This is a genomic window from Azonexus hydrophilus (assembly GCF_038368255.1).
GTDB lineage: Bacteria > Pseudomonadota > Gammaproteobacteria > Burkholderiales > Rhodocyclaceae > Azonexus > Azonexus hydrophilus.
Window position 1 is genome coordinate 942,349 of sequence record NZ_CP151406.1, and the last position, 22,834, is coordinate 965,182.

Sequence of the window (22,834 nt, forward strand, 5' to 3'; positions counted from 1 at the left end):
TTCCGTGGGGTTGCTTAAGTAGGGGTAACGATACGGGCACGCGGCGGTGGCGCCACGACACCCATCGAGATGATGTATTTGAGGGCTTCGTCGACCGTCATGTCGAGTTCGACGACATCAGCCCTTGGCATCATCAGGAAAAAGCCCGAGGTGGGATTCGGTGTGGTCGGGACATAGACGCTGACATAGTCACCGTCGAGGTGATTCTTGATGTCGCCGCCGGGTCGGCCGGTCAGGAAGGCGATGGTCCAGGCACCATGACGCGGGTACTGGACCAGCAGGGCTTTGCGGAAGGCATTGCCGTTTGGTGCGAACAGCGTGTCGGAAACCTGCTTGACCGCCTTGTAGACCGAGTTGACTACAGGAATGCGGGAGAGCAGGGCATTCCACCAGCGGACCAGCTTTTCGCCGATGAAGTTGGCGGCGAGCAGGCCGGTAAACAGGATGATCGCCAGGGTCAGCAGGGCGCCGACCCCGGGAATGGAGAAGCCGAAGAGGTTGCGCGGATGCAGGACTTCCGGCAACAGGTGTAGTGTCTGATCAAGCGTATTGACGATGACCGACAGGACCCAGGCCGTGATGACCAGCGGGACCCAGATCAACAGTCCGGTGATGAAATAGCGCTTGATCAGCTGGCCACGCACGATGAACAGCTTCCTTCGCCTGTCTGGCAGGGCGGTGGGGTCTTGGGGGCGCTACCGCCCTTGAAGTCGGTGGCGTACCAGCCGCTGCCCTTGAGCTGGAAGCCGGCGGCCGACAGCAATTTGGCATAGCTTTCCTGGCCGCAGGACGGGCAGGCGGTGAGCGGCGCATCGCTCAGTTTCTGCAGGTGTTCCTTTTGAAAACCGCAGGAGTCGCAGCGATATTCGTAAATCGGCATGGGAATCCTCCAAAACCTTGAATTGTAACCGAAAGAGCTTTCCCTTTATATCGGGTCGGCAATTCCGTTTTCAATAGGCAATGCCGAGATAGCTTTCCGTCAGCGTTTGCCCCCAGAAAAGGGCGATCAGTCCTGCCGCGGCCAGGTAGGGGCCGAAGGGGATGGGGACGTTGCGACCGTGTCGGGCGAGCACGATCAGGCAGATGCCGACGATGGCGCCGACCAGCGATGAAAGCAGGATGACCGCTGGCAGCGATTGCCAGCCCAGCCAGGCGCCGAGTGCGGCCAGCAGTTTGAAGTCGCCGTAGCCCATGCCCTCCTTGCCGGTCGCCAGCTTGAACAGCCAGAAAATGCTCCACAGGACGAGATAGCCCGCCATTGCGCCGATGACCGCCTGATCGATGGTGGTGTAAGTGCCGGCCAGATTGAATGCCAGGCCGAGCCAGAGCAGGGGCAGGGTAATGCTGTCCGGCAGCAGTTGCGTGTCGAAATCGATGAAGGTCAGTGCGATCAGCGCCCAGACCAGTAGCAGTGCGCCGACAGCGGCAGCTGTGTAACCGAAGTGCCAGACCGCGTAGGCGGACAGCGCGCCGGTCAGCGCCTCCACCAGCGGGTAGCGCAGCGATATCGGGGCTGAGCAGCCGGAGCATTTGCCACGCAGGATCAGCAGGTAACTGAGTAGGGGGATATTTTCCAGCGCACTGATCCGATGGCCGCAATGTGGGCAACGAGAACGGGGGTGCGCGAGATTAAAGGCCTCTGCGGCATCGACGGCCTCGCCCCGCAATTCTGCGCATTGGCGTTGCCAGTCGCTTTCCATCATCCTGGGCAGGCGATGGATGACCACGTTCAGGAAACTGCCGATGCACAGTCCCAGCAGGCCGGCTGCGAGCACGAGCCCGCCCAGGGTTTCCGGCATCATCCGCCGACCACCGCGCCCATCTTGAAGATCGGTAGATACATGGCAACAACCATGCCGCCAATCAAGGTGCCCAGGACGACCATGATGATTGGCTCCATCAAGCTTGATAAAGCTTCTACGGAGTCATCAACCTCCTGTTCGAAAAAGTCAGCAACTTTTGAGAGCATTGAGTCGAGCGCGCCTGATTCTTCGCCGATAGCGACCATCTGGGTGACCATGTTGGGGAAGATGTTGGCATTCTGCATGGCGACAGTTAGGCTGGTGCCAGTTGAAACCTCTCCCTGAATCTGACGTGTCGCCTGTCTGTAAACATGATTACCGGCGGCGCCGCCAACGGACTCCAGTGATTCGACCAAGGGTACGCCTGCCGCAAACATGGTAGATAGAGTCCGCGTCCACCGTGCGATGATTGATTTACGGACGAGCTCGCCAAAAATAGGCAGGCGCAGCAGCAGTCTGTCCATGATCATCTGGATTTTTTCAGAACGCCGCCAGCTTTGCAGGAAGGCATAGATGCCGCCGCCAATGGCGCCAAAGATGGCCCACCACCAGGCAACGAAGAAATCCGAGATGGTCATGACCACCAGGGTCGGGAGTGGTAGATCGGCACCAAAGCTGGTGAACAGCTCTTTGAAAGCTGGAATCACGAAAATCATGATCACGGCGGTGATGACGAAGGCAACGATAATAATGGCGATCGGGTAGAACAATGCTTTCTTGATCTTGCTCTTGATCGCCAGGATCTTTTCCTTGTATGTGGCCAGGCGGTCGAGCAGCGAGTCGAGAATACCGGCTTGTTCGCCGGCGGAAATCAGGTTGCAGAACAGCGCGTCGAAGTACAGCGGGTATTTGCGGAATGCCTGGGATAGTGAGCTGCCGGTCTCGACGTCGGACTTGATGTCGAGCAGCAGTTTGCCGACGGCCGGGTTGGAGTGGCCGCGTCCGACGATGTCGAAGGACTGAAGCAGGGGAACGCCGGATTTCATCATCGTGGCAAGTTGCCGGGTGAACAGCGTGATGTCCTTGTCTGAGACGCTACCGCCCGATTTGAAACGCAGTTTCTTGATCTTGGCATTGGTGATGCCCTGGCGACGCAAAGTGTTCTGGACGACGGTTTCGGTGGCGGCGCGCAATTCACCGCGAACGATTTTTCCGTCTTTGTTGCGACCCTCCCACTGAAACGTGCTTTCCTTGACGGCAGATGTCTTTGTTTTCGCTAGGCTTGCCATTCCGCTATCCTTTTTAGGCGTTCGTCGTGCTCAGCACTTCATCGAGCGAGGTCAGTCCTTGTTTCACTTTGAGCAGGCCGGATTCGCGCAGGTCCTTGACCCCTTCTGCGCGCGCCTGGTTGGCCAGGTCGAGAGCGGTTGCCCCGCTCATGATCAGGCGCTGCATGGCTTCGCTGACCGGCATGACCTGATAGATGCCGACCCGTCCCTTGTAGCCGCTCCCTTTGCAGCGTTCGCAGCCGTGCGGGCCATACAGCGTCCAACTGCCGTCAAGGTCCTCCGGTTTGAAGCCGGCGTCGAGCAAGGCTTGTTCGGGAACATGCATGGGCTGCTTGCAGTTGCACAGGCGCCTGGCCAGTCGTTGTGCGGTGATCAGCAGGATGCTGGAGGCGATATTGAAGGTCGGTACGCCCATATTCATCAGGCGGGTCAATGTCTGCGGCGCATCGTTGGTGTGCAGCGTGGACAGCACCATGTGGCCGGTCTGGGCTGCCTTGATGGCGATTTCTGCGGTTTCCAGGTCACGGATTTCACCAACCATGATGATGTCCGGATCCTGGCGCAGGAAGGCCTTCAAAGCCACCGGGAAGGTCAGGCCAGCGCGGTCGTCGACGTTGACCTGATTGATGCCTGACAGATTGATTTCTGCGGGATCCTCGGCCGTGGCAATGTTGACGCCATCCTTATTGAGGATGTTCAGGCAGGTGTAGAGCGAAACGGTCTTGCCGGAACCTGTTGGGCCGGTGACCAGAACCATGCCGTAAGGGCGGTTGATGGCGTCGAGCAGGACCGCCCTCTGTTCGGGTTCGTAGCCAAGCGCATCGATGCCGAGCGTGGCTGAGGCCGGATCAAGAATACGCAGCACGATTTTTTCGCCCTGCAGCGTTGGCAGGGTGCTGACCCGGAAATCGATGGCCCGCGACTTGGATAGCACCAGTTTCATCCGGCCATCCTGCGGGACCCGCTTTTCGGCGATGTTCAGGCGCGAGATGACCTTGATCCGCGAGGCGATCTTTTCCTTGATTGCCAATGGTGGTGTCGCAACTTCCCGGAGAATGCCGTCGACCCGGAAACGGATCCGGTAGTACTTTTCGTAAGGCTCGAAGTGGATATCGGAAGCGCCGTCGTTGATGGCGTCAAGCAACATCTTCTGGATGAACTTGACGACTGGTGCGTCGTCGATCTCCTGAGCGCTTGCTTCATCGGTTTTTCCTGCGGCTTCCTCGTCGAGAAAGTCCAGGTTGATGTCATCGTCGGCCAGATTTTTGAGCGCATCGGATGCCGATTCCGAGAATTTGGCAACCAGCGGTAGTAACTTGGGGTGCTCGACGACGATGGGATCGACGGTCAGTCCGGTCTGGAAGCGGATTTCATCGAGCGCCCGCAGGTTGGTTGGGTCGGCGATGGCCACCGAGAGGCGATTGCCGCGCTTGTTCAGCGGCACGACCTTGTGGGTGGCGATCAGCTTGCGGTCAATGGCATCCTGAGGAATGTGACGTTCGTCGATGGCATCGAGGTCAAATAATGGATAACCGAAGGTTTCTGCCGAGAAGCGCGCAATTTCAAGCGAGGTCGCCTTTTTCGCAACGATGATCTGTTCGATCAGGGGCAACTTCGCCGCCAGGGCCTGTTGTGCCAACTCCTCGGCTTCGCCTTCTTTCAGGCGGCCGGCCTGGACAAGGGCGCGGGCGAGGCCGCTGAGCGGGGAGTTTTGCGGAGTTGCTGCCATGGAGATTCGGGGATGTCGGATGCCGTCTGGATCGCCCGATGATGCTACGTGACCGGTTCTTTGTAAAGACTGTCAGGGGTTTCGGGTGTTACGGGCCGATAAATACGTGCAGTAACCACACTACGATTCTGGGTTTGCAGTATTTCGACGGCAATATTGTTCAACTTCAGGCTGACGTCGGCTTCCGGAATGTCCTGGAAATGTTCCAGAATCAGTCCGTTCAGGGTCTTCGGGCCGTCCAGCGGAAAGTCCAGGTCGAGCATGCGGTTCAGGTCACGCAAGGGGCGTGCACCTTCTACGACGATGCTGCCGTCTTCATCCCACTCAAGATCATTGTCTGTTCCTGTGCCGGAGGTGGTGAAGTCCCCGACGATTTCTTCAATGATGTCCTCAAGGGTCAGCAGGCCCAGGATTTCGCCGTATTCATCGATGACGAAACCGATGCGCTGGCGGTTTTCCTGGAAAAAGCTCAATTGGGAGAAGACTGCGGTACCGGCCGGGATGTAATAGGCAGGCTGAACCTGTGCCAGCAGCGCGCTCTCATCGAATTCGGTCGAGCCGACGCCCGACAGCAGGCGCCGTACCGGCAGGATGCCGACCAGATGATCGAGCGACCCCCGACAGACAGGAAGGCGACTGTGGTGGCTGGTCATCAGTTGCTGATGCACCGCCTCCCATTCCTGTTCGATATCGAGGATCTCGATATTGCCGCGCGGCGTCATCATGTCTTCGACGGTGATGGCATTCAGATCGAACAGGCTGCCGAGGATGGCCTGGTGTTTCTTCGGGATGACGTTGGATGATTCCAGCACCAGGCTGCGCAACTCTTCTGGCGAAAGACGGCTGGCTTCGGCGGAAGGACGCAGCGACAAACCGAGCATACGCAGGATGGCGGCGGCGAAAAGGTTGACGAACCAGATGATCGGATAACAGATGCGCAGCAAGGGCGTCAGGATGTAGGCGATGATCGGGGCCAGGCGGTCGGCGTAGGTGGCGCCGATGATCTTCGGCGTGATTTCCGAGAAGACCAGGATGGCGAAGGTAATGATCAAGGTGCCGGCGCCGAGCGCCCATTTTTCCTCGCCGAACAACTGCAATGCGATGACGCTGACCAGGGTGGCGGCGGCGGCATTGACCAGATTGTTGCCGAGCAGGATGACGCCGAGCATCTTGTCGGTATTGTCGAGCAGGGCGATGGCCTTCTGCGCGCCGCGGTGGCCGCTTTGCGCCAGATGGCGCAGGCGGAAGCGGTTGGCGGCCATCATTGTTGTCTCGCTCATCGAGAACAGGCCAGACAGGGCGAGCAGGCCAACCAGGATGCCGAGTTGTACCGAAAGGGGAATGGCGTGCATTTCAGAGGCGGCCGAGGATGACTTCCATCACGAAACGGCTGCCGAAGTAGGCCAGGATGAGCAGGCCGAAACCGGCCAGGGTCAGGCGCAAGGCGCGCTTGCCGCGCCAGCCCCAGAAGTGGCGCCCAGCCAGCAGGGTGGCGAAGATGCACCAGGAAGCGATGGCGAAGGCGACTTTGTGGTCGATGTGTAGGGGCTTGCCGAAAATGGCTTCGGAAAACAGCAGGCCGCTGCCGACAGCCAGCGTCAGCAGGATGAAGCCCAGCATCAGCATGCGGAACAGCAGCGAATCCATGGCCATCAGCGACGGCAGGCTGGCCAGGCTGCGGCGGACGACGCGGCGATGCAGGGCGCTCTCGGTGAAGCCCATGAAAATGGCGTGCAAGGCGGCCAGCGTCAGCAGGCTATAGGCCAGCATGGCGGTCAGGAAATGGAACTGGAAGCCAGTGGCGCCGGCCAGGCCGATCACGTGGTCAGCACGGAAAACCGCCGGCAACAGGGCGCAGGCCGCGGCGATCGGCAACACCATCGGCTGCATGCCTTCCATTCTGGCCATGAAGCTCTCCAGCCAGTAGATCAGCACGGCCAGCCACATCATCAGCGACAGCGCCAGGGCGAAAGAAAAGCGCATGCCGTCGGCGCTGAGTAGGGTGCCGAACAGCCCGAAGCCGTGGATCAGCAAGGTGATGCCGATAGCGGTGCGTTCCCAGGTCTGCATCGGGCAGGCGACGCATTGGCCGTCCTTGTCGCGCCAGCGGGTGTTCCAGAAATGGAAGCCGAGTCCGCCGTAAAGGACGGCGGCGAGGATATGCGGCAGAAGCTGAATTACAATGTCGACCATTCCCGAATTCTACTCGAAGCCCATCTGACATGCTCGACAACCTGACCACCCGCCTTGCCCGCGTCATGAAGACGCTCAAGGGCGAAGCCCGCCTGACCGAATCCAATATCGCCGATGCCCTGCGCGAGGTGCGCATGGCCCTGCTCGAAGCCGATGTGGCCTTGCCCGTGGTCAAGGATTTCATCGCTGCCGTCAAGGAAAAAGCGGTCGGCCAGGAGGTCATCGGCTCGCTCAACCCGGGGCAGGCGCTGATCGGTGTCGTTCATGGCGAACTGACCAAAATCATGGGCGACGCCCACGAAGGCATCAATTTCAACACCCAGCCGCCTGCCATCGTGCTGATGGCTGGTCTGCAGGGCGCCGGCAAGACGACCACGGTCGGCAAGCTGGCCAAGTTCCTCAAGGAAAACCACAAGAAGAAGGTGCTGGTCGTTTCCTGTGACGTCTATCGTCCGGCGGCGATCGAGCAATTGAAGTCGGTGGCCGGCCAGGCCGGTGTCGATTTCTTCCCGTCGGCTGTCGGCGAGAAGCCGGAAGCCATTGCCACGGCAGCAATCGACTGGGCCAAGCGCCACTACCATGACGTGCTGCTGGTCGATACCGCCGGTCGTCTGGCGATCGACGAAGAAATGATGGCCGAAATTAAGCGCCTGCATGCGGCGATCAAGCCGATCGAGACGCTGTTCGTGGTCGATGCCATGCTCGGTCAGGATGCGGTCAATACGGCGCGCTCGTTCAACGAGGCGCTGCCGCTGACCGGTGTCGTGCTGACCAAGCTTGATGGTGACGCGCGCGGTGGTGCGGCGTTGTCGGTGCGTCACATCACCGGCAAGCCGATCAAGTTCGCCGGTGTCGGCGAAAAGCTGACCGGTCTCGAAGCCTTCCATCCGGAGCGGATGGCTTCGCGCATCCTCGGCATGGGCGACGTGTTGTCGCTGATTGAGGAAGCGAAGAAGGGCATCGACGAGGAAAAGGCGCTGGCCTTCGCCAAGAAGCTCAAGTCCGGCAAGGGCTTCGATCTCAACGATTTCAAGGCGCAGATCGGCCAGATGCGCGCCATGGGCGGTCTCGGTTCGCTGATGGACAAGCTGCCGGCGCAGTTCGCCCAGGCGGCCGGTCAGTTGCCGGCCGGGGCCGAGAACAAGATGATCGGTCGGGTCGAGGGCATCATCAATTCGATGACGCCGGCCGAGCGGGCCAAGCCGGAACTGATCAAGGCCAGTCGCAAGCGGCGCATTGCCATGGGGGCGGGCGTTCAGGTGCAGGAAGTCAATCGTCTGCTAAATCAGTTCGAGCAGACGCAGAAGATGATGAAGCAGTTTTCCAAGGGCGGCATGGGCAAGCTGATGCGCGGCATGAAGGGCATGCTGCCCGGCGGCCTGGGGGGAATGGGCGGTTTCGGCCGCTGATCAGCGATTGACGGCGCTCAGCCCGCTCGGGCTGGCGTCGTAATGCCACTGCTTGTGCCAGGCGGCGCGCACCATGTTCGGATATTCGGCCTTGCCCAGGCTGCCGTTGTAGCGGCCCAGTGCGCGGTAGAGGTCGCCTTTTTCGATATCCAGATAGTGGCGCAGGATGGTGCAGCCGTAGCGCAGGTTAGTGCGCATGTCGAACAGGTTGTCGTCCGGCTGGCCGATGACCTTGATCCAGAACGGCATGACCTGCATGTAGCCGCGGGCGCCGACCGAGGACACGGCATATTTGCGGAATCCTGATTCGACCTGGATCAGGCCGAGCACCAGCTGCGGATCGAGGCCGGCGCGGGTCGCTTCGTAATGAATGCTGCGCAACAGGTCGATCCGGTAGTCGCGGTCGGGGATGCGCTTTTCCAGTCGCTGCGACATTGCGCCCAGCCAGTCGGCGGCCTCCAGTGGTGTGCGGAAGGAACTCGCCGGCGGCCGGCTGTCGGAAACGGCGGCGTGCAGGGCGGCCCGGACGCTGGCCGCCATCGGTTCGTACTGCTGGGCACCGGCGTGGACGGCCGATGCCCCGAGCAGTAACAGCAGGCCGATCAGGCCGCGCACAGCTTCCCTTGCAGCAGGCCAACGATCTCGCCCTGGGCGACCATCGTCGCTTCCGCGTCGGTGCGGCCCTTGTACTCGAACTGGCCGTCCTTCAGGCCGCGTTCGCCGATGACCACGCGGTGCGGAATGCCGATCAGCTCCATGTCGGCGAACATGACGCCGGGGCGCTCGTTGCGGTCATCGAGCACGACATCGATGCCGAGTTGCTTCAGGTCGGCGTAGAGCTGGTCGGCAGCGACCTTGACGGCTTCGCTCTTGTGGTAACCCATGGGTACGATGCAGACGGCGAACGGGGCAATAGACGGCGGCAGGATGATGCCCTTGTCGTCATTGCCCTGCTCGATGGCGGCGCCGACGATGCGCGAGACGCCGATGCCGTAGCAGCCCATCTCCATGATCTGGCTTTTACCCTGTTCGTCCAGGAAGGCGCAGTTCAGGGCCTTGGCGTACTTGGTGCGCAACTGGAAGATGTGGCCGACCTCGATGCCGCGACAGATGTCGAGCACGCCCTTGCCGTCCGGCGACGGGTCGCCGGCGACAACGTTGCGGATATCGAAGACTTCCGGCTCCGGCAGATCGCGGCCGAAGTTGACGCCGCTGAGGTGGAAGCCGGCTTCGTTGGCGCCGCAGACGAAGTCGCTCATCGCGGCGACCGTGCGGTCGGCAAATACGCTGACCTTGCTGGCGTCGACGCCGACCGGCCCGATATAGCCCGGGACGCAGCCGAGGTATTCCTGGACTTCACCATCGGAAGCGAAGCGGAAGGCGCCGAGTGCGGCGATCTTGCCGGCCTTGATCTCGTTCAGTTCGTGGTCGGCACGCAGCAGCAGCAGCGCGAACTTCTTGCCACCGTCTTCCTGCTCGCTGACGACGGCGATGCTCTTGACGATGTTGCGGACATCCACCGCCAGGGATTCGGCGACGTCGGCGCAGGCCATCTTGCCCGGGGTCGCGATCTTTTCCATGGTCTTGGCGGGGGCGGCACGTGGCGTCGCCGGGGCGACGGCTTCGGCGAGTTCGACGTTGGCCGCGTAATCGGAGTCCGGGCAGAAGGCGATGTCATCCTCGCCGGAATCGGCCAGGACGTGGAATTCATGCGACCCGTCGCCGCCGATCGAGCCGGTGTCGGCCGCGACGGCGCGGAACTTCAGGCCGAGGCGGGTGAAGATGCGGCTGTAGGTGCCGTACATGTTGCCGTATTCACGGACCAGGTCGTCGAACGAGGTGTGGAAGGAATAGCCGTCCTTCATCAGGAATTCGCGACCACGCATGACACCGAAGCGCGGGCGGATTTCGTCGCGGAACTTGGTCTGGATCTGGTAGAGGTGGATCGGCAACTGGCGGTAGCTCTTGACGTCGCGACGGACAACATCCGTGATCACTTCCTCGTGCGTCGGGCCGATCACGAAATCGCGCTGGTGGCGGTCCTTGAAACGCAGCAGTTCCGGGCCGTAGGCCGGGCCGCGCCCGGATTCTTCCCACAGTTCGAACGGCTGTACGGCCGGCATCAGCAGCTCCAGTGCGCCGGCGGCGTTCATTTCCTCGCGGACGATGTTCTCGACCTTGCGCAGCACGCGCAGGCCGAGCGGCATCCACGTATAGATGCCGGCGGCGGAGCGTTTGATGTAACCGGCACGCAGCATCATTTTCTGGCTGATGACTTCGGCGTCGGCCGGGGCTTCCTTGAGGGTGGTGAAGAAGAACTGCGTAGTGCGCATGGGATGCTCTTGAATTCGTGGCAAAAATCGAATTTTACACGGAGCCGCTGGTTTGCCGCTTTTTTGCGTATCGACGTCCTTTGTGAAAGAATTCAGGTAACCCAATATTTTTAGCAGGTTTTCTATGCTCGACCGCGAAGGCTTTCGCCCGAACGTCGGCATCATTCTTTGCAACGCCAAAAACGAGGTCTTCTGGGGCAAGCGCATACGTGAACATTCCTGGCAGTTTCCACAAGGTGGCATCAAGCGGGGTGAAACCCCCGAAGAAGCGATGTACCGGGAACTGCACGAAGAGGTCGGGCTACGTCCCGAGCACGTGCGCATTCTCGGGCGGACCAAGGGCTGGCTGCGTTATGAAGTGCCGAATCAATGGATCAAGCGCGAATGGCGCGGGTCGTACAAAGGCCAGAAGCAGATCTGGTTCCTGTTGCGCCTTGTCGGGCGCGACAGCGATGTCAGCTTGCGTGCAACGGCCAAGCCGGAGTTTGATGCCTGGCGCTGGAATGATTACTGGGTGCCGCTCGACGCGGTGATCGAGTTCAAGCGCGGTGTCTACCAGCAGGCCTTGAACGAACTGGTGCGCTTCCTGGAGCAGGACCGTCGACATCCGCGTGGTCCCCGGCGGGGGGAGTCCGAAACTTCCGATTTGCCTCGGGAAGATGGAGCTTGAGCATGAAACGCCCGAATATTTTTTGCCTTGGTTTCCTGCTCAGCCTTGCCGGGAGTGCCTGGGCGTCTTCTGCGTTCGATGAAGAGCCGGTGATCTGGCGTGAGGCTGAGGTGGTTTTCCCGGCCGTGCCTGCGGCGGAGGGCATGCAGGCGTTTTTTGTCAGTGCGGCAGCAAGCAATCGTTTTCTGGTCGATCCGGCATCCATTACGGTCGGGGGGGATGGTGTGGTTCGCTATGTCCTTCTGGTGGAAACGCCGGGCGGGGCGCGTAACATGACCTTCGAGGGAATGCGGTGTGCCTCCCGGGAAAAGCGCATCTACGCATCGGCAAGGCGCGACGGTTCGTGGTCGCCTTCGCGCAACGAGGCGTGGGAGAAAATTCGTAATATTGCGCCCAATCGCCAGCATGCCGCGCTCTTCCTCGATTATTTCTGCCCGGGGGGCGTGATCGTCCGTACGCCGGATGAAGCCAGGGATGCGCTCAACAAGGGCGGACATCCATCGAACATGACGTGGTGATTTTATGTCGATTGACGCCTTGATCCTTGAGTTTGATCGCGCCTTGCGCACGCTGGCTGCGTCAGCGACGACAGTGCGCCCTGTGCCCGGCAACGATATTCCGGACTGCGCGCTGGATGCGGAGGAGCGGCGCCACGTTGTTGGCCTGATGCGTGTCAATCATTGTGGCGAGGTCTGTGCCCAGGCGCTGTATCAGGGGCAGGCTCTCACCTCGCGCGATCCTGAGGTGCGCGATGCCTTGCGCAAGGCGGCCGATGAAGAAACCGAGCATCTGGCGTGGACCGAACGCCGGATCGCTGAATTGGGCGGGCGCACGAGCGTGTTGAATCCGCTCTGGTATCTCGGCTCACTGTCGATCGGGGTGGCTGCCGGCCTGCTTGGCGACAAGTGGAATCTGGGGTTCCTGGCGGAAACGGAGCGCCAGGTCGAAGCGCATCTCGACAGTCATCTGGCGCTTTTGCCGGAGAACGATGCAAAATCGCGTGCGATTGTCGAGCAGATGCGTCTGGATGAAATCAATCACGCAGAAATGGCGACCCGTTACGGGGCTGTCGACCTGCCGCAGCCGGTCCGGCTCGGGATGCGGACAACGGCCAAGGTGATGACCGGCCTGTCCTATCGCGTCTGACTTAAGCTTCCACGATCTCGAAATCGGCGGTTATTTCTGCGGATTGCGCCAGCATGATCGAAGCGGAGCAGTACTTTTCCTTGGAAAGTTCAATTGCGCGCGCGACTGCCTCGGGCTTCAGTTGCTGGCCTTTGACGCGGTAATGGAAGTGCACCCGGGTAAACACCTTGGGGTCGGTTTCTGCGCGTTCAGCGCTGAGGCTGACGTCGCATGCGGTAACTGCGTGCCGCCCTTTCTTCAGGATCATCACGACATCGAAGGCGGTGCAGCCGCCAGTGCCGGCCAGTAGTAGTTCCATCGGTCGCGGGGCAAGGTTTCTGCCGCCGGCTTCGGGGGCGCCATCCATCACGACTGTGTGGCCGCTGCCTGTTTCCGCGACAAACGACATCCCTGCGTCGCTACCCATCCATCTGACCGTGCACTCCATCCTGCTTGCTCCTGTAAGTTGAGGCGCCAATTCTAAAGGATTTGTCGAAAGGCGCTATGTTGCAATGCAGCATTTGCTAACGAGTCAGGGCGGTTGCCCGGGGCGGTGCCATGGATTACTTTTAGCAATACTTATTTACTGGATGTTTGTATAAATCATAGTTAACAGTTGGTTAGTTAGGATAAATTAAATTTAGATGTTTATTGGTCAAATCATTGTGCGGCGCACAAAAATCACTTGCTCGATGTTTGCACTTTGGGCAAAATGGGAACCGTACGAACTGAAGTGCTTTGGTTAGTTGGACTTCGGTTCAGGATTGTCTCCTCCACCCTCCTCCTTTGGTGTGGATTTAACGCGGCTCAGCGAGCCGCGTTTTTTTTGCCTGGGTATTTGCTCTATCTCCGATTTGGTGATTGACAGTGCGCTCGTCTATGGTTACACTCCACGGCTTTCTCAAATCTGCGCCCATTTTTTCAGGACGGCACACACATGAAAACGTTTTCCGCCAAGCCACATGAGGTGAAGCGCGAGTGGTTTGTGGTAGACGCCACAGACAAGGTGCTCGGCCGCCTCGCTACCGAAATTGCTCGCCGCCTGCGTGGCAAGCACAAGGCTATTTACACGCCGCACGTTGATACCGGCGATTTCATCGTCGTTACCAACGTCGACAAGATCACCGTTACCGGTAACAAGGCTGACGACAAGAAGTACTTCCGTCACTCCGGTTATCCCGGCGGTATCTACGAAACCAATTTCAAGAAGATGCAGCAACGTTTCCCGGGTCGCGCTCTGGAAACCGCCGTCAAAGGCATGTTGCCGAAGGGGCCGCTGGGCTACGCCATGCTGAAGAAGCTCAAGTGCTACGCCGGTGACCAGCATCCTCACACTGCCCAGCAGCCGAAGGCTCTGGAAATCTAAGGGGATATCATGGCTGAAGCTTATTTCTACGGTACCGGTCGTCGTAAGAGCGCCGTTGCTCGTGTTTTCATGAAGCGTGGTTCTGGCGTCATCGTTGTCAATGGCAAGCCGGTCGACCAGTTCTTTTCTCGCGAAACCGGCCGCATGATCGTTCGTCAGCCGCTGGCGCTGGTTGAGCAACTGGCTGGCTTCGATATCAAGGTCAACGTCACTGGTGGTGGCGAATCGGGTCAGGCTGGTGCAGTTCGTCATGGCATCACGCGTGCCCTGATCGAATACGATGCTGCGCTCAAGCCGGCACTGTCCAAGGCTGGTTTCGTGACCCGCGACGCACGTGAAGTCGAACGTAAGAAAGTTGGCTTCCACAAGGCCCGTCGCCGGAAGCAGTTCTCCAAGCGCTAAGCGCTACGCTGTTCAGAAAGCCGCCTTTGGGCGGCTTTTTCGTTTCCGGGGTTCGGGTGTTATCATCTGACGCTCATCCGGGGTGCCTTTGCTGCTCTTCTGGAATATGCGCAAGCTTGCGCATTTCGTATCAACCATGAGTTCCATCGGATGCACACACCCGCAGTAAGCCTGCGTTTCAAAAGATTCCGTCGTCGATTCGGTATATCCGCACCGCGTGTCGTTGTGCGCAGTGAGTTGCCGCGTCAATGGCTGGTCGGTTTCGGGGTGTTGCTGATGGCGATTGGCTTTGCTGCCGCATGGTTCATTCAGTCCGCCAGTTTTGGTGGCGGGCAGTTGGCCGAGCTTCAGAACCAGGTCCGGGTGCAGCAATCAGAACTTGATCTTTTGCGCGCCAGCGTCGGGACCGGTCAAAATGCAGTCAGTATTGAGCGTGCGGCGCAGCAGCAGCTGCTCACCAGAATTCAGTCGCTCGAGGCCGAGAACTCGGCCCTCAAGGAGGATATGCTGATTTTCGAGCGCTTGATTCCCGTGATCGGGCAGGAAGCCAAAATCAGGATCGAAAGCTTTCGCATATCGAGCAATGCCGGCGGCGGCTACCGCTATCGCTTGTTGTTGGCCTATCAGTCCGTGCAGCGAGGTGCTGGTTTCCGGGGGCGTTACGAAGTTGTTGTGACATACAAGGCCCCTGATGCTCAATCCCGGCAACTTGTGCTGCCGGCGGGGCAGGATGGAATTGTTGAGGTGCGTCATTTCCTTCGTCGCGAAGGCGTGATTGAATTGCCTGGCGGTGCAGTTCTTGTATCTGCCGAGGTGCGCCTGTTTCAGGATGGTAAACTCGTGACCAAGGAAGCGGCGGTCATTTGATCGTTTTATGGTGGTAGCGCCGGGCGTTACAAAGGAGGCTGGATGTTTGGAAAAAAACCACCCGCCGGAGCACAGGCCAGGATTGATAGCCTGATAGGTGTCGGGACTTGTATTGAAGGCAAGGTGCGCTTCAGCGGAGGCTTGAGGGTTGACGGCGAAGTGCGCGGTTGCGTGGAAGCTGTTTCCGGTGCCTCGTCGTCTACCCTGGTCGTCAGTGATCAGGCGCGCATCGAAGGCGCGGTGTCGGTTGCGCATCTCGTTTTGAACGGGACGATTGTCGGTCCGGTCACTGTCACCGAGACGCTGGAAATGCAACCCAAGGCAAGAATTGTCGGGGATGTGGCATACGAGTCGATTGAAATGCATCAAGGGGCGGTCATCGAAGGTCGCTTGGTGTATGAGAAATCCCCTCAGCAGGAACCAATACCGCCGATCGCGGACTAAACCACGTACAAACGAATCTTTAGGAGTGATTCATGAATGCTGCTGTAGAAAACCTGGCGCCCATCGTCTTCACGGATAGCGCGGCGAACAAGGTCAAGGAACTGATCGAAGAAGAAGGAAACGCTGGCCTCAAGTTGCGGGTCTTCGTGACTGGCGGCGGTTGTTCCGGTTTCCAGTACGGCTTCACCTTTGATGAGGAAGTGGCCGAAGACGACACCACCATGGAGAAGAATGGTGTGCAGTTGTTGATTGATCCGATGAGCTACCAGTATCTCGTTGGTGCCGAAATCGATTACACCGAAGGCCTGGAGGGATCGCAATTTGTGATCCGCAATCCCAATGCGACTTCCACCTGTGGCTGTGGCTCATCGTTTTCCGCCTGATTTCTCGAAAAGATGGAATAACAAAGGGGCTCAAGGCCCCTTTTTTTATTCCATGTAGACGATTTCAGAATGATGCATTCGTTCAAGCAAGGCCAGGTGCGGTTGGCTGGCGGTTCTGAATGCGCTCAGCTCAGCAGCTGAGAGGCTGGGGGCGAGCACCGGGATCTTTGCCGATAGCGGATTCACTGGTTTGTTGTTGATGCGGAACTCGTAATGTAGATGTGGGCCGGTAGCCCAGCCGGTTTGGCCAACGTAACCAATGGTTTGGCCTTGTCCGACGCGCTGGCCCTTGCGAATTCCACTGCCGAAGCGCGAGAGGTGGGCGTAGAGGGTGGTGTGCTTGTCGTCGTGCTTGAGGATGATCACATTGCCGTAGCCATTCTGTTTTCCGACAAAATCCACCGTGGCATTGGCGGTCGCCCGGATCGGGGTGCCGGTGGGGGCCGCGTAGTCGACCCCTTGATGGGCGCGCCATGTTTGCAGGATGGGGTGGAAGCGGCGGCTGAAACCGGAGCTGATTCGGGAAAACTCAAGCGGGGAGCGAAGAAAGGCCTTCTGCAGTGGTTTGCCGTCCGGTGTCAGGTAGCTGCCTCGATCATCGCCATGGTCATGCCAGAGTGCCCGGTAGACTTGTCCGGCATTGATGAATTCTGCGGCGATGATACGTCCGCTGCGCGTCGGTTGTCCTTCCTGGTGACGAGTCTCGTAGGTGACGGAAAAACGGTCACCTTTGCGCAGATCGGTGTGGAAGTCGATTTCGCTGCTGAATATCTCTGCCAGTTGAATGGCGATTGCGTCCGGGATGCCGGCTGCGTCGGTGGCCCCAAAGAGCGAATACTCTATCTGTGCGCTTTTGGTCGTCAGGTGAATTTCAGGGCGATCGGCAACAAGAGTTGCTTCTAAATGGTCGCCAAGTCGCTTGATGGTGAGGGCAGAGTCCCGGCTGTTGAGTGGGAAATGCAGCTGTATGAGACTCCCGTCACCGGAGGCGCTGGCTGAGACTCGCCGCCCGGCGATGAACTCCTGTCTGATCGGGGCAGCTTCAGGGGCGTTTCTCAGAAAGTCGACTGCCTGGCTGTCGTCAATATTGAGGCGGGAAAGCATGCGCTGCAGGGTGTCGCCTCGCTGAATGACGGTTTCGGCGAAAAACGTATGCGCTGTATTGTCGAGAAGGTCGGGTATCGGTGAAGGTAGCGACTCGATGACCGTTTGGTGCGGGATGTTGTCGTTAGCCGGTGCGACGGCAAGGGCGGTCGCAAAGGCCGCGATCATGCTGGCGCCAAGCAGTGTAAGTAATAGTGGATGTCTGGTGTGGCCGGCACTCAATAAGGGAGAGCTGCCGGAAAAGCCGAATTTGAACATTGGATAGGCGGCGGGATGGCAAAACGAATTTCATTCTAACAGAGGGGCTTAGTGTGATGTTCGTTGATGACGATCGGAAAAGATGAATCTTCTTTTCAAAAAGGTGTTGACGCATTTTTTGGTGTGTGTAGAATGCGCACCTTCCTTGCGGTGCCGGGGTTTCCGGCGGTGTGAGGCAGGCGGTGAGGTGAAAGAAATTTTGCTGAAGTGCTTGACGGAGGTGAGGAAGTGTTACATAATCTCGCTTCTCTGCTGCAGACGAATTGATGTGTTGATTTGGCGCGGCGATGCTCTTTAAAAGTTTGGACAACCGATAGGTGTGGGTGTCTTGATGCAGTGGTTTCGGCCACGAAATGTATTAAGGCAAACGCACTAAATAAGATGGAGAGATCCATCGAGGTAGAGAAATCTACCGTCAGTGAATTTGCGAGTTTGTTGGATTGAACTGAAGAGTTTGATCCTGGCTCAGATTGAACGCTGGCGGCATGCCTTACACATGCAAGTCGAACGGCAGCACGGGCTTCGGTCTGGTGGCGAGTGGCGAACGGGTGAGTAATGCATCGGAACGTACCCGGGAGTGGGGGATAACTATCCGAAAGGATAGCTAATACCGCATATTCTGTGCGCAGGAAAGCAGGGGATCTTCGGACCTTGTGCTCCCGGAGCGGCCGATGTCAGATTAGCTAGTTGGTGGGGTAAAGGCCTACCAAGGCGACGATCTGTAGCGGGTCTGAGAGGATGATCCGCCACACTGGAACTGAGACACGGTCCAGACTCCTACGGGAGGCAGCAGTGGGGAATTTTGGACAATGGGGGCAACCCTGATCCAGCCATGCCGCGTGAGTGAAGAAGGCCTTCGGGTTGTAAAGCTCTTTCGGCCGGGAAGAAATCGCGTTGGCTAATACCCAGCGTGGATGACGGTACCGGAATAAGAAGCACCGGCTAACTACGTGCCAGCAGCCGCGGTAATACGTAGGGTGCGAGCGTTAATCGGAATTACTGGGCGTAAAGCGTGCGCAGGCGGTTTTTTAAGATAGGCGTGAAATCCCCGGGCTCAACCTGGGAACTGCGCTTATGACTGGAAGACTAGAGTATGGCAGAGGGGGGTGGAATTCCACGTGTAGCAGTGAAATGCGTAGAGATGTGGAGGAACACCGATGGCGAAGGCAGCCCCCTGGGCCAATACTGACGCTCATGCACGAAAGCGTGGGGAGCAAACAGGATTAGATACCCTGGTAGTCCACGCCCTAAACGATGTCAACTAGTTGTTGGGAGGGTAAAACCTTTTAGTAACGGAGCTAACGCGTGAAGTTGACCGCCTGGGGAGTACGGCCGCAAGGTTAAAACTCAAAGGAATTGACGGGGACCCGCACAAGCGGTGGATGATGTGGATTAATTCGATGCAACGCGAAAAACCTTACCTACCCTTGACATGCCAGGAACTTGCCAGAGATGGCTTGGTGCCCGAAAGGGAGCCTGGACACAGGTGCTGCATGGCTGTCGTCAGCTCGTGTCGTGAGATGTTGGGTTAAGTCCCGCAACGAGCGCAACCCTTGTCGTTAATTGCCATCATTTGGTTGGGCACTTTAACGAGACTGCCGGTGACAAACCGGAGGAAGGTGGGGATGACGTCAAGTCCTCATGGCCCTTATGGGTAGGGCTTCACACGTCATACAATGGTCGGTACAGAGGGTTGCCAAGCCGCGAGGTGGAGCCAATCCCAGAAAGCCGATCGTAGTCCGGATTGTAGGCTGCAACTCGCCTGCATGAAGTCGGAATCGCTAGTAATCGCGGATCAGCATGTCGCGGTGAATACGTTCCCGGGTCTTGTACACACCGCCCGTCACACCATGGGAGCGGGTTCCGCCAGAAGTGGGTAGCCTAACCGCAAGGAGGGCGCTTACCACGGCGGGGTTCGTGACTGGGGTGAAGTCGTAACAAGGTAGCCGTAGGGGAACCTGCGGCTGGATCACCTCCTTTCTAGAGAAGCATCCTGGCACCCACAACCTATCGGTTGTTCAGAAGTAGCAAACAGACGAGGGTCTGTAGCTCAGTCGGTTAGAGCACCGTCTTGATAAGGCGGGGGTCGTTGGTTCGATTCCAACCAGACCCACCAACGTCACCACGGGGGATTAGCTCAGCTGGGAGAGCACCTGCTTTGCAAGCAGGGGGTCGTCGGTTCGATCCCGTCATCCTCCACCAAAACCTAAAGATAAGCAGCGATGTTTATCTTTGGCTTTTGGGCAACCAATTGCTACGTTCTTTAACAAAATGGAAGAAGGTTGTGTATCGCAGTGATGAGCTGCTGATACACGTTGTGATTGCATCTGTTCTCATTTCTAGCCGAAATGAGACAGCACAAATATGAGTTTGCCTGTAGCCGTTCTCGAAAGAGAACACAAGGTTATAGGATCAAGCGACTAAGTGCATGTGGTGGATGCCTTGGCGATCACAGGCGATGAAGGACGTGCAAGCCTGCGAAAAGCGGGGGGGAGCTGGCAATGAAGCTTTGATCCCCCGATATCCGAATGGGGAAACCCACCTCTTTGAGGTATCGCTTACTGAATACATAGGTAAGCGAGGCGAACCCGGCGAACTGAAACATCTAAGTAGCCGGAGGAAAAGAAATCAACCGAGATTCCCCTAGTAGTGGCGAGCGAATGGGGAAGAGCCTGCTAGTGATAGCGGAACTGTTAGAAGAACGGAATGGAAAGTCCGGCCGTAGTGGGTGATAGCCCCGTACTCGAAAACAGATCCGTGGTACTAAGTTAGCGAAAAGTAGGGCGGGGCACGTGAAACCTTGTCTGAACATGGGGGGACCATCCTCCAAGGCTAAATACTCGTGATCGACCGATAGTGAACCAGTACCGTGAGGGAAAGGCGAAAAGAACCCCGGGAGGGGAGTGAAATAGAACCTGAAACCGCATGCATACAAACAGTGGGAGCCTCCTTGTGGGGTGACTGCGTACCTTTTGTATAATGGGTCAGCGACTTACGTTGTGTTGCGAGCTTAACCGAATAGGGAAGGCGTAGCGAAAGCGAGTCTGATAAGGGCGTTGAGTAGCACGGCGTAGACCCGAAACCAAGTGATCTATCCATGGCCAGGATGAAGGTGCCGTAACAGGTACTGGAGGTCCGAACCCACTAACGTTGAAAAGTTAGGGGATGAGCTGTGGATAGGGGTGAAAGGCTAAACAAACTTGGAAATAGCTGGTTCTCCCCGAAAACTATTTAGGTAGTGCGTCTTGTATCACTGACGGGGGTAAAGCACTGTTATGGCTAGGGGGTCATCGCGACTTACCAAACCATGGCAAACTCTGAATACCGTCAAGTGCGAGCAAGGCAGACAGACAGTGGGTGCTAACGTCCATTGTCAAGAGGGAAACAACCCAGACCGCCAGCTAAGGTCCCCAAGACATGGTTAAGTGGGAAACGAAGTGGGAAGGCATAGACAGCTAGGAGGTTGGCTTAGAAGCAGCCACCCTTTAAAGAAAGCGTAATAGCTCACTAGTCGAGTCGTCCTGCGCGGAAGATGTAACGGGGCTCAAACCATGCACCGAAGCTGCGGATATCCGTAAGGATATGGTAGGGGAGCGTTCTGTAGGTCTGTGAAGGTGTCTTGTAAAGGATGCTGGAGATATCAGAAGTGCGAATGCTGACATGAGTAGCGATAAAGGGAGTGAAAAGCTCCCTCGCCGAAAGCCCAAGGTTTCCTACGCAACGTTCATCGGCGTAGGGTGAGTCGGCCCCTAAGGCGAGGCTGAAAAGCGTAGTCGATGGGAAACAGGTCAATATTCCTGTACCGATTCTAGATGCGATGTGGGGACGGAGAAGGTTAGGTCAGCCAACTGTTGGAATAGTTGGTTTAAGCGTGTAGGCGTGCCCCTTAGGCAAATCCGGGGGGCTAAGCTGAGGCGTGACGACGAGGCACTACGGTGCTGAAGTGATTGATACCATGCTTCCAGGAAAAGCCACTAAGCTTCAGTCTAGATTCGACCGTACCGCAAACCGACACAGGTGGGCAGGATGAAAATTCTAAGGCGCTTGAGAGAACTCAGGAGAAGGAACTCGGCAAATTGACACCGTAACTTCGGGAGAAGGTGTGCCCCGGTAGGTTGTAGAGATTTACTCTCGAAGGCCGATGGGGTTGCAGTGAAATGGTGGCTGCGACTGTTTAATAAAAACACAGCACTCTGCAAACACGAAAGTGGACGTATAGGGTGTGACGCCTGCCCGGTGCTGGAAGATTAATTGATGGGGTGCAAGCCCTTGATCGAAGTCCCAGTAAACGGCGGCCGTAACTATAACGGTCCTAAGGTAGCGAAATTCCTTGTCGGGTAAGTTCCGACCTGCACGAATGGCGTAACGATGGCCACACTGTCTCCTCCTGAGACTCAGCGAAGTTGAAATGTTTGTGAAGATGCAATCTCCCCGCGGCAAGACGGAAAGACCCCATGAACCTTTACTGCAGCTTTGCATTGGACTTTGAACCGGTTTGTGTAGGATAGGTGGGAGACTGTGAAACCGGAACGCTAGTTTCGGTGGAGTCGTCCTTGAAATACCACCCTGATTTGTTTGAGGTTCTAACCTTGATCAGTGAATCCTGATCGGGGACCGTGCATGGTAGGCAGTTTGACTGGGGCGGTCTCCTCCCAAAAGGTAACGGAGGAGTACGAAGGTACGCTTAGGGCGGTCGGACATCGCCCATAAAGTGCAATGGCAAAAGCGTGCTTGACTGCGAGACCCACAAGTCGAGCAGGTGCGAAAGCAGGTCATAGTGATCCGGTGGTTCTGTATGGAAGGGCCATCGCTCAACGGATAAAAGGTACTCTGGGGATAACAGGCTGATACCGCCCAAGAGTTCATATCGACGGCGGTGTTTGGCACCTCGATGTCGGCTCATCTCATCCTGGGGCTGTAGCCGGTCCCAAGGGTATGGCTGTTCGCCATTTAAAGAGGTACGTGAGCTGGGTTTAAAACGTCGTGAGACAGTTTGGTCCCTATCTGCCGTGGGCGCTGGAAATTTGAAGGGGGCTGCTCCTAGTACGAGAGGACCGGAGTGGACGAACCTCTGGTGTACCGGTTATGACGCCAGTCGTATCGCCGGGTAGCTATGTTCGGAAGAGATAAACGCTGAAAGCATCTAAGCGTGAAACTCGCCTTAAGATAAGATTTCCCGGAGTCTTGAACTCCCTAAAGGGTCGTCGAAGACCACGACGTTGATAGGTCAGGTGTGGAAGCGCAGTAATGCGTTAAGCTAACTGATACTAATTGCCCGTGCGGCTTGATCCTATAACCTTGTAACACTGCAGCAAACTCATACCGCAGTCACAACATCAACCTTCTACCATTTTGCGTTCGGCGCGACTCAACCCGCGACGAACATACAAGTTACGCTTGGCGGCAATAGCCTTCTGGACCCACCCCTTCCCTTCCCGAACAGGACCGTGAAACAGATGAGCGCCAATGATAGTGAGCTTCCGCTCGCGAAAGTAGGTCACCGCCAGGCTACCCAATACC

The 22,834-nt window shown here is 57.7% G+C and carries 20 protein-coding genes, 2 tRNA genes and 3 rRNA genes; 14 read left to right on the forward strand and 11 right to left on the reverse strand.

The window, feature by feature from the left end; genetic code table 11:
- Positions 1-14: 14 nt before the first annotated feature.
- From AADV58_RS04565 to AADV58_RS04595, 7 genes are all read right to left on the reverse strand, one after another.
- Entirely contained in the window at positions 15-629 is a 615-nt protein-coding gene (locus tag AADV58_RS04565) for a DUF502 domain-containing protein (protein ID WP_028994940.1), read from the reverse strand.
- Entirely contained in the window at positions 629-880 is a 252-nt protein-coding gene (locus AADV58_RS04570; RefSeq protein WP_028994941.1) for an FmdB family zinc ribbon protein, read from the reverse strand. The genes AADV58_RS04565 and AADV58_RS04570 overlap by 1 nt, the downstream gene beginning before the upstream one ends.
- 70 nt (positions 881-950) lie before the next feature.
- A complete protein-coding gene (locus AADV58_RS04575) occupies positions 951-1,802 on the reverse strand; it encodes a prepilin peptidase (protein ID WP_424243832.1) in 852 nt (283 codons plus the stop codon).
- Positions 1,799-3,031: a type II secretion system F family protein gene (locus AADV58_RS04580; RefSeq protein ID WP_028994943.1), complete on the reverse strand. Its 1,233-nt coding sequence runs from the start codon at positions 3,029-3,031 to the stop codon at positions 1,799-1,801. Before AADV58_RS04580 ends, AADV58_RS04575 begins: the two co-directional genes overlap by 4 nt.
- A 13-nt stretch (positions 3,032-3,044) precedes the next feature.
- Positions 3,045-4,760 carry a type IV-A pilus assembly ATPase PilB gene (gene pilB, locus AADV58_RS04585; protein WP_028994944.1) on the reverse strand — a complete coding sequence of 572 codons (1,716 nt, stop codon included), beginning with the start codon at positions 4,758-4,760 and terminating at the stop codon, positions 3,045-3,047.
- Positions 4,761-4,804: 44 nt separating this feature from the next.
- Entirely contained in the window at positions 4,805-6,112 is a 1,308-nt protein-coding gene (locus AADV58_RS04590; protein WP_051295367.1) for an HlyC/CorC family transporter, read from the reverse strand.
- Position 6,113: 1 nt separating this feature from the next.
- Positions 6,114-6,953, reverse strand: a complete 840-nt coding sequence (locus tag AADV58_RS04595) for a cytochrome C assembly family protein (protein ID WP_028994945.1) — start codon at positions 6,951-6,953, stop codon at positions 6,114-6,116.
- Positions 6,954-6,982: 29 nt separating this feature from the next.
- On the opposite strand from AADV58_RS04595, the gene ffh reads away from it, so the two are divergent.
- On the forward strand, positions 6,983-8,362 hold the full coding sequence (gene ffh, locus AADV58_RS04600; RefSeq protein ID WP_028994946.1) for a signal recognition particle protein: 1,380 nt from the start codon (positions 6,983-6,985) through the stop codon (positions 8,360-8,362).
- Here the strand turns inward: ffh and AADV58_RS04605 are convergent, their stop codons facing one another.
- Complete coding sequence (locus AADV58_RS04605; protein ID WP_028994947.1) at positions 8,363-8,977, reverse strand: lytic transglycosylase domain-containing protein; 615 nt, start codon at positions 8,975-8,977, stop codon at positions 8,363-8,365.
- Positions 8,965-10,695 carry a proline--tRNA ligase gene (locus AADV58_RS04610; RefSeq protein ID WP_341744186.1) on the reverse strand — a complete coding sequence of 577 codons (1,731 nt, stop codon included), beginning with the start codon at positions 10,693-10,695 and terminating at the stop codon, positions 8,965-8,967. The genes AADV58_RS04605 and AADV58_RS04610 overlap by 13 nt, the downstream gene beginning before the upstream one ends.
- Positions 10,696-10,819: 124 nt before the next feature.
- Here AADV58_RS04610 and AADV58_RS04615 point away from each other — a divergent pair, with 124 nt between their 5' ends.
- Genes AADV58_RS04615 through coq7 form a run of 3 tightly spaced genes read left to right on the forward strand, consistent with a single transcriptional unit; the run spans position 10,820 to position 12,511 of the window.
- Positions 10,820-11,365 (forward strand): RNA pyrophosphohydrolase, encoded by a 546-nt coding sequence (locus AADV58_RS04615; protein WP_028994949.1) that lies wholly within the window; start codon positions 10,820-10,822, stop codon positions 11,363-11,365.
- A 2-nt stretch (positions 11,366-11,367) separates the two neighbouring features.
- Entirely contained in the window at positions 11,368-11,883 is a 516-nt protein-coding gene (locus tag AADV58_RS04620; protein WP_043421186.1) for a CNP1-like family protein, read from the forward strand.
- Between the two features lie 4 nt (positions 11,884-11,887).
- On the forward strand, positions 11,888-12,511 hold the full coding sequence (coq7, locus tag AADV58_RS04625) for a 2-polyprenyl-3-methyl-6-methoxy-1,4-benzoquinone monooxygenase (protein ID WP_341744187.1): 624 nt from the start codon (positions 11,888-11,890) through the stop codon (positions 12,509-12,511).
- 1 nt (position 12,512) lies between these two features.
- Here coq7 and AADV58_RS04630 read toward each other — a convergent pair whose 3' ends face one another.
- On the reverse strand, positions 12,513-12,938 hold the full coding sequence (locus tag AADV58_RS04630; RefSeq protein ID WP_028994951.1) for an OsmC family protein: 426 nt from the start codon (positions 12,936-12,938) through the stop codon (positions 12,513-12,515).
- A gap of 489 nt (positions 12,939-13,427) precedes the next feature.
- On the opposite strand from AADV58_RS04630, the gene rplM reads away from it, so the two are divergent.
- The 5 genes from rplM to erpA all read left to right on the forward strand — a co-directional run bounded on the left by rplM (position 13,428) and on the right by erpA (position 15,952).
- Positions 13,428-13,856, forward strand: a complete 429-nt coding sequence (rplM, locus tag AADV58_RS04635; protein WP_028994952.1) for a 50S ribosomal protein L13 — start codon at positions 13,428-13,430, stop codon at positions 13,854-13,856.
- Between the two features lie 9 nt (positions 13,857-13,865).
- Positions 13,866-14,258, forward strand: a complete 393-nt coding sequence (rpsI, locus tag AADV58_RS04640; RefSeq protein ID WP_028994953.1) for a 30S ribosomal protein S9 — start codon at positions 13,866-13,868, stop codon at positions 14,256-14,258.
- Positions 14,259-14,408: 150 nt separating this feature from the next.
- Positions 14,409-15,125: a DUF6776 family protein gene (locus AADV58_RS04645; protein WP_157272468.1), complete on the forward strand. Its 717-nt coding sequence runs from the start codon at positions 14,409-14,411 to the stop codon at positions 15,123-15,125.
- Between the two features lie 42 nt (positions 15,126-15,167).
- Positions 15,168-15,569, forward strand: a complete 402-nt coding sequence (locus AADV58_RS04650) for a bactofilin family protein (protein WP_028994955.1) — start codon at positions 15,168-15,170, stop codon at positions 15,567-15,569.
- Between the two features lie 32 nt (positions 15,570-15,601).
- Entirely contained in the window at positions 15,602-15,952 is a 351-nt protein-coding gene (gene erpA / locus AADV58_RS04655) for an iron-sulfur cluster insertion protein ErpA (RefSeq protein WP_028994956.1), read from the forward strand.
- Between the two features lie 45 nt (positions 15,953-15,997).
- Here erpA and AADV58_RS04660 read toward each other — a convergent pair whose 3' ends face one another.
- A complete protein-coding gene (locus AADV58_RS04660) occupies positions 15,998-17,224 on the reverse strand; it encodes a M23 family metallopeptidase (RefSeq protein WP_043421188.1) in 1,227 nt (408 codons plus the stop codon).
- A 532-nt stretch (positions 17,225-17,756) separates the two neighbouring features.
- On the opposite strand from AADV58_RS04660, the gene AADV58_RS04665 reads away from it, so the two are divergent.
- The 5 genes from AADV58_RS04665 (at position 17,757) to rrf (ending at position 22,823) form a co-directional block, all read left to right on the forward strand.
- A 16S ribosomal RNA gene (locus AADV58_RS04665) occupies positions 17,757-19,294 on the forward strand.
- A gap of 59 nt (positions 19,295-19,353) precedes the next feature.
- Positions 19,354-19,430 (forward strand) — tRNA-Ile (locus AADV58_RS04670).
- Between the two features lie 10 nt (positions 19,431-19,440).
- Positions 19,441-19,516 (forward strand) — tRNA-Ala (locus AADV58_RS04675).
- Positions 19,517-19,724: 208 nt separating this feature from the next.
- Positions 19,725-22,606, forward strand: a 23S ribosomal RNA gene (locus tag AADV58_RS04680).
- Positions 22,607-22,710: 104 nt separating this feature from the next.
- Positions 22,711-22,823: ribosomal RNA gene (rrf, locus tag AADV58_RS04685) — 5S ribosomal RNA — on the forward strand.
- Together the 16S, 23S and 5S rRNA genes with 2 tRNA genes alongside form the textbook arrangement of a ribosomal RNA operon.
- Positions 22,824-22,834 lie beyond the last annotated feature (11 nt).

Coding starts and splice junctions, on each gene's coding strand:
- AADV58_RS04570 (WP_028994941.1), bottom strand. CDS start 880: ATGCCGATTTACGAATATCGCTGCGACTCCTGCGGTTTTCAAAAGGAA.
- AADV58_RS04575 (WP_424243832.1), bottom strand. CDS start 1,802: ATGATGCCGGAAACCCTGGGCGGGCTCGTGCTCGCAGCCGGCCTGCTG.
- AADV58_RS04580 (WP_028994943.1), bottom strand. CDS start 3,031: ATGGCAAGCCTAGCGAAAACAAAGACATCTGCCGTCAAGGAAAGCACG.
- pilB (WP_028994944.1), bottom strand. CDS start 4,760: ATGGCAGCAACTCCGCAAAACTCCCCGCTCAGCGGCCTCGCCCGCGCC.
- AADV58_RS04590 (WP_051295367.1), bottom strand. CDS start 6,112: ATGCACGCCATTCCCCTTTCGGTACAACTCGGCATCCTGGTTGGCCTG.
- AADV58_RS04595 (WP_028994945.1), bottom strand. CDS start 6,953: ATGGTCGACATTGTAATTCAGCTTCTGCCGCATATCCTCGCCGCCGTC.
- ffh (WP_028994946.1), top strand. CDS start 6,983: ATGCTCGACAACCTGACCACCCGCCTTGCCCGCGTCATGAAGACGCTC.
- AADV58_RS04610 (WP_341744186.1), bottom strand. CDS start 10,695: ATGCGCACTACGCAGTTCTTCTTCACCACCCTCAAGGAAGCCCCGGCC.
- AADV58_RS04615 (WP_028994949.1), top strand. CDS start 10,820: ATGCTCGACCGCGAAGGCTTTCGCCCGAACGTCGGCATCATTCTTTGC.
- AADV58_RS04620 (WP_043421186.1), top strand. CDS start 11,368: ATGAAACGCCCGAATATTTTTTGCCTTGGTTTCCTGCTCAGCCTTGCC.
- coq7 (WP_341744187.1), top strand. CDS start 11,888: ATGTCGATTGACGCCTTGATCCTTGAGTTTGATCGCGCCTTGCGCACG.
- AADV58_RS04630 (WP_028994951.1), bottom strand. CDS start 12,938: ATGGAGTGCACGGTCAGATGGATGGGTAGCGACGCAGGGATGTCGTTT.
- rplM (WP_028994952.1), top strand. CDS start 13,428: ATGAAAACGTTTTCCGCCAAGCCACATGAGGTGAAGCGCGAGTGGTTT.
- rpsI (WP_028994953.1), top strand. CDS start 13,866: ATGGCTGAAGCTTATTTCTACGGTACCGGTCGTCGTAAGAGCGCCGTT.
- AADV58_RS04645 (WP_157272468.1), top strand. CDS start 14,409: ATGCACACACCCGCAGTAAGCCTGCGTTTCAAAAGATTCCGTCGTCGA.
- AADV58_RS04650 (WP_028994955.1), top strand. CDS start 15,168: ATGTTTGGAAAAAAACCACCCGCCGGAGCACAGGCCAGGATTGATAGC.
- erpA (WP_028994956.1), top strand. CDS start 15,602: ATGAATGCTGCTGTAGAAAACCTGGCGCCCATCGTCTTCACGGATAGC.
- AADV58_RS04660 (WP_043421188.1), bottom strand. CDS start 17,224: ATGATCGCGGCCTTTGCGACCGCCCTTGCCGTCGCACCGGCTAACGAC.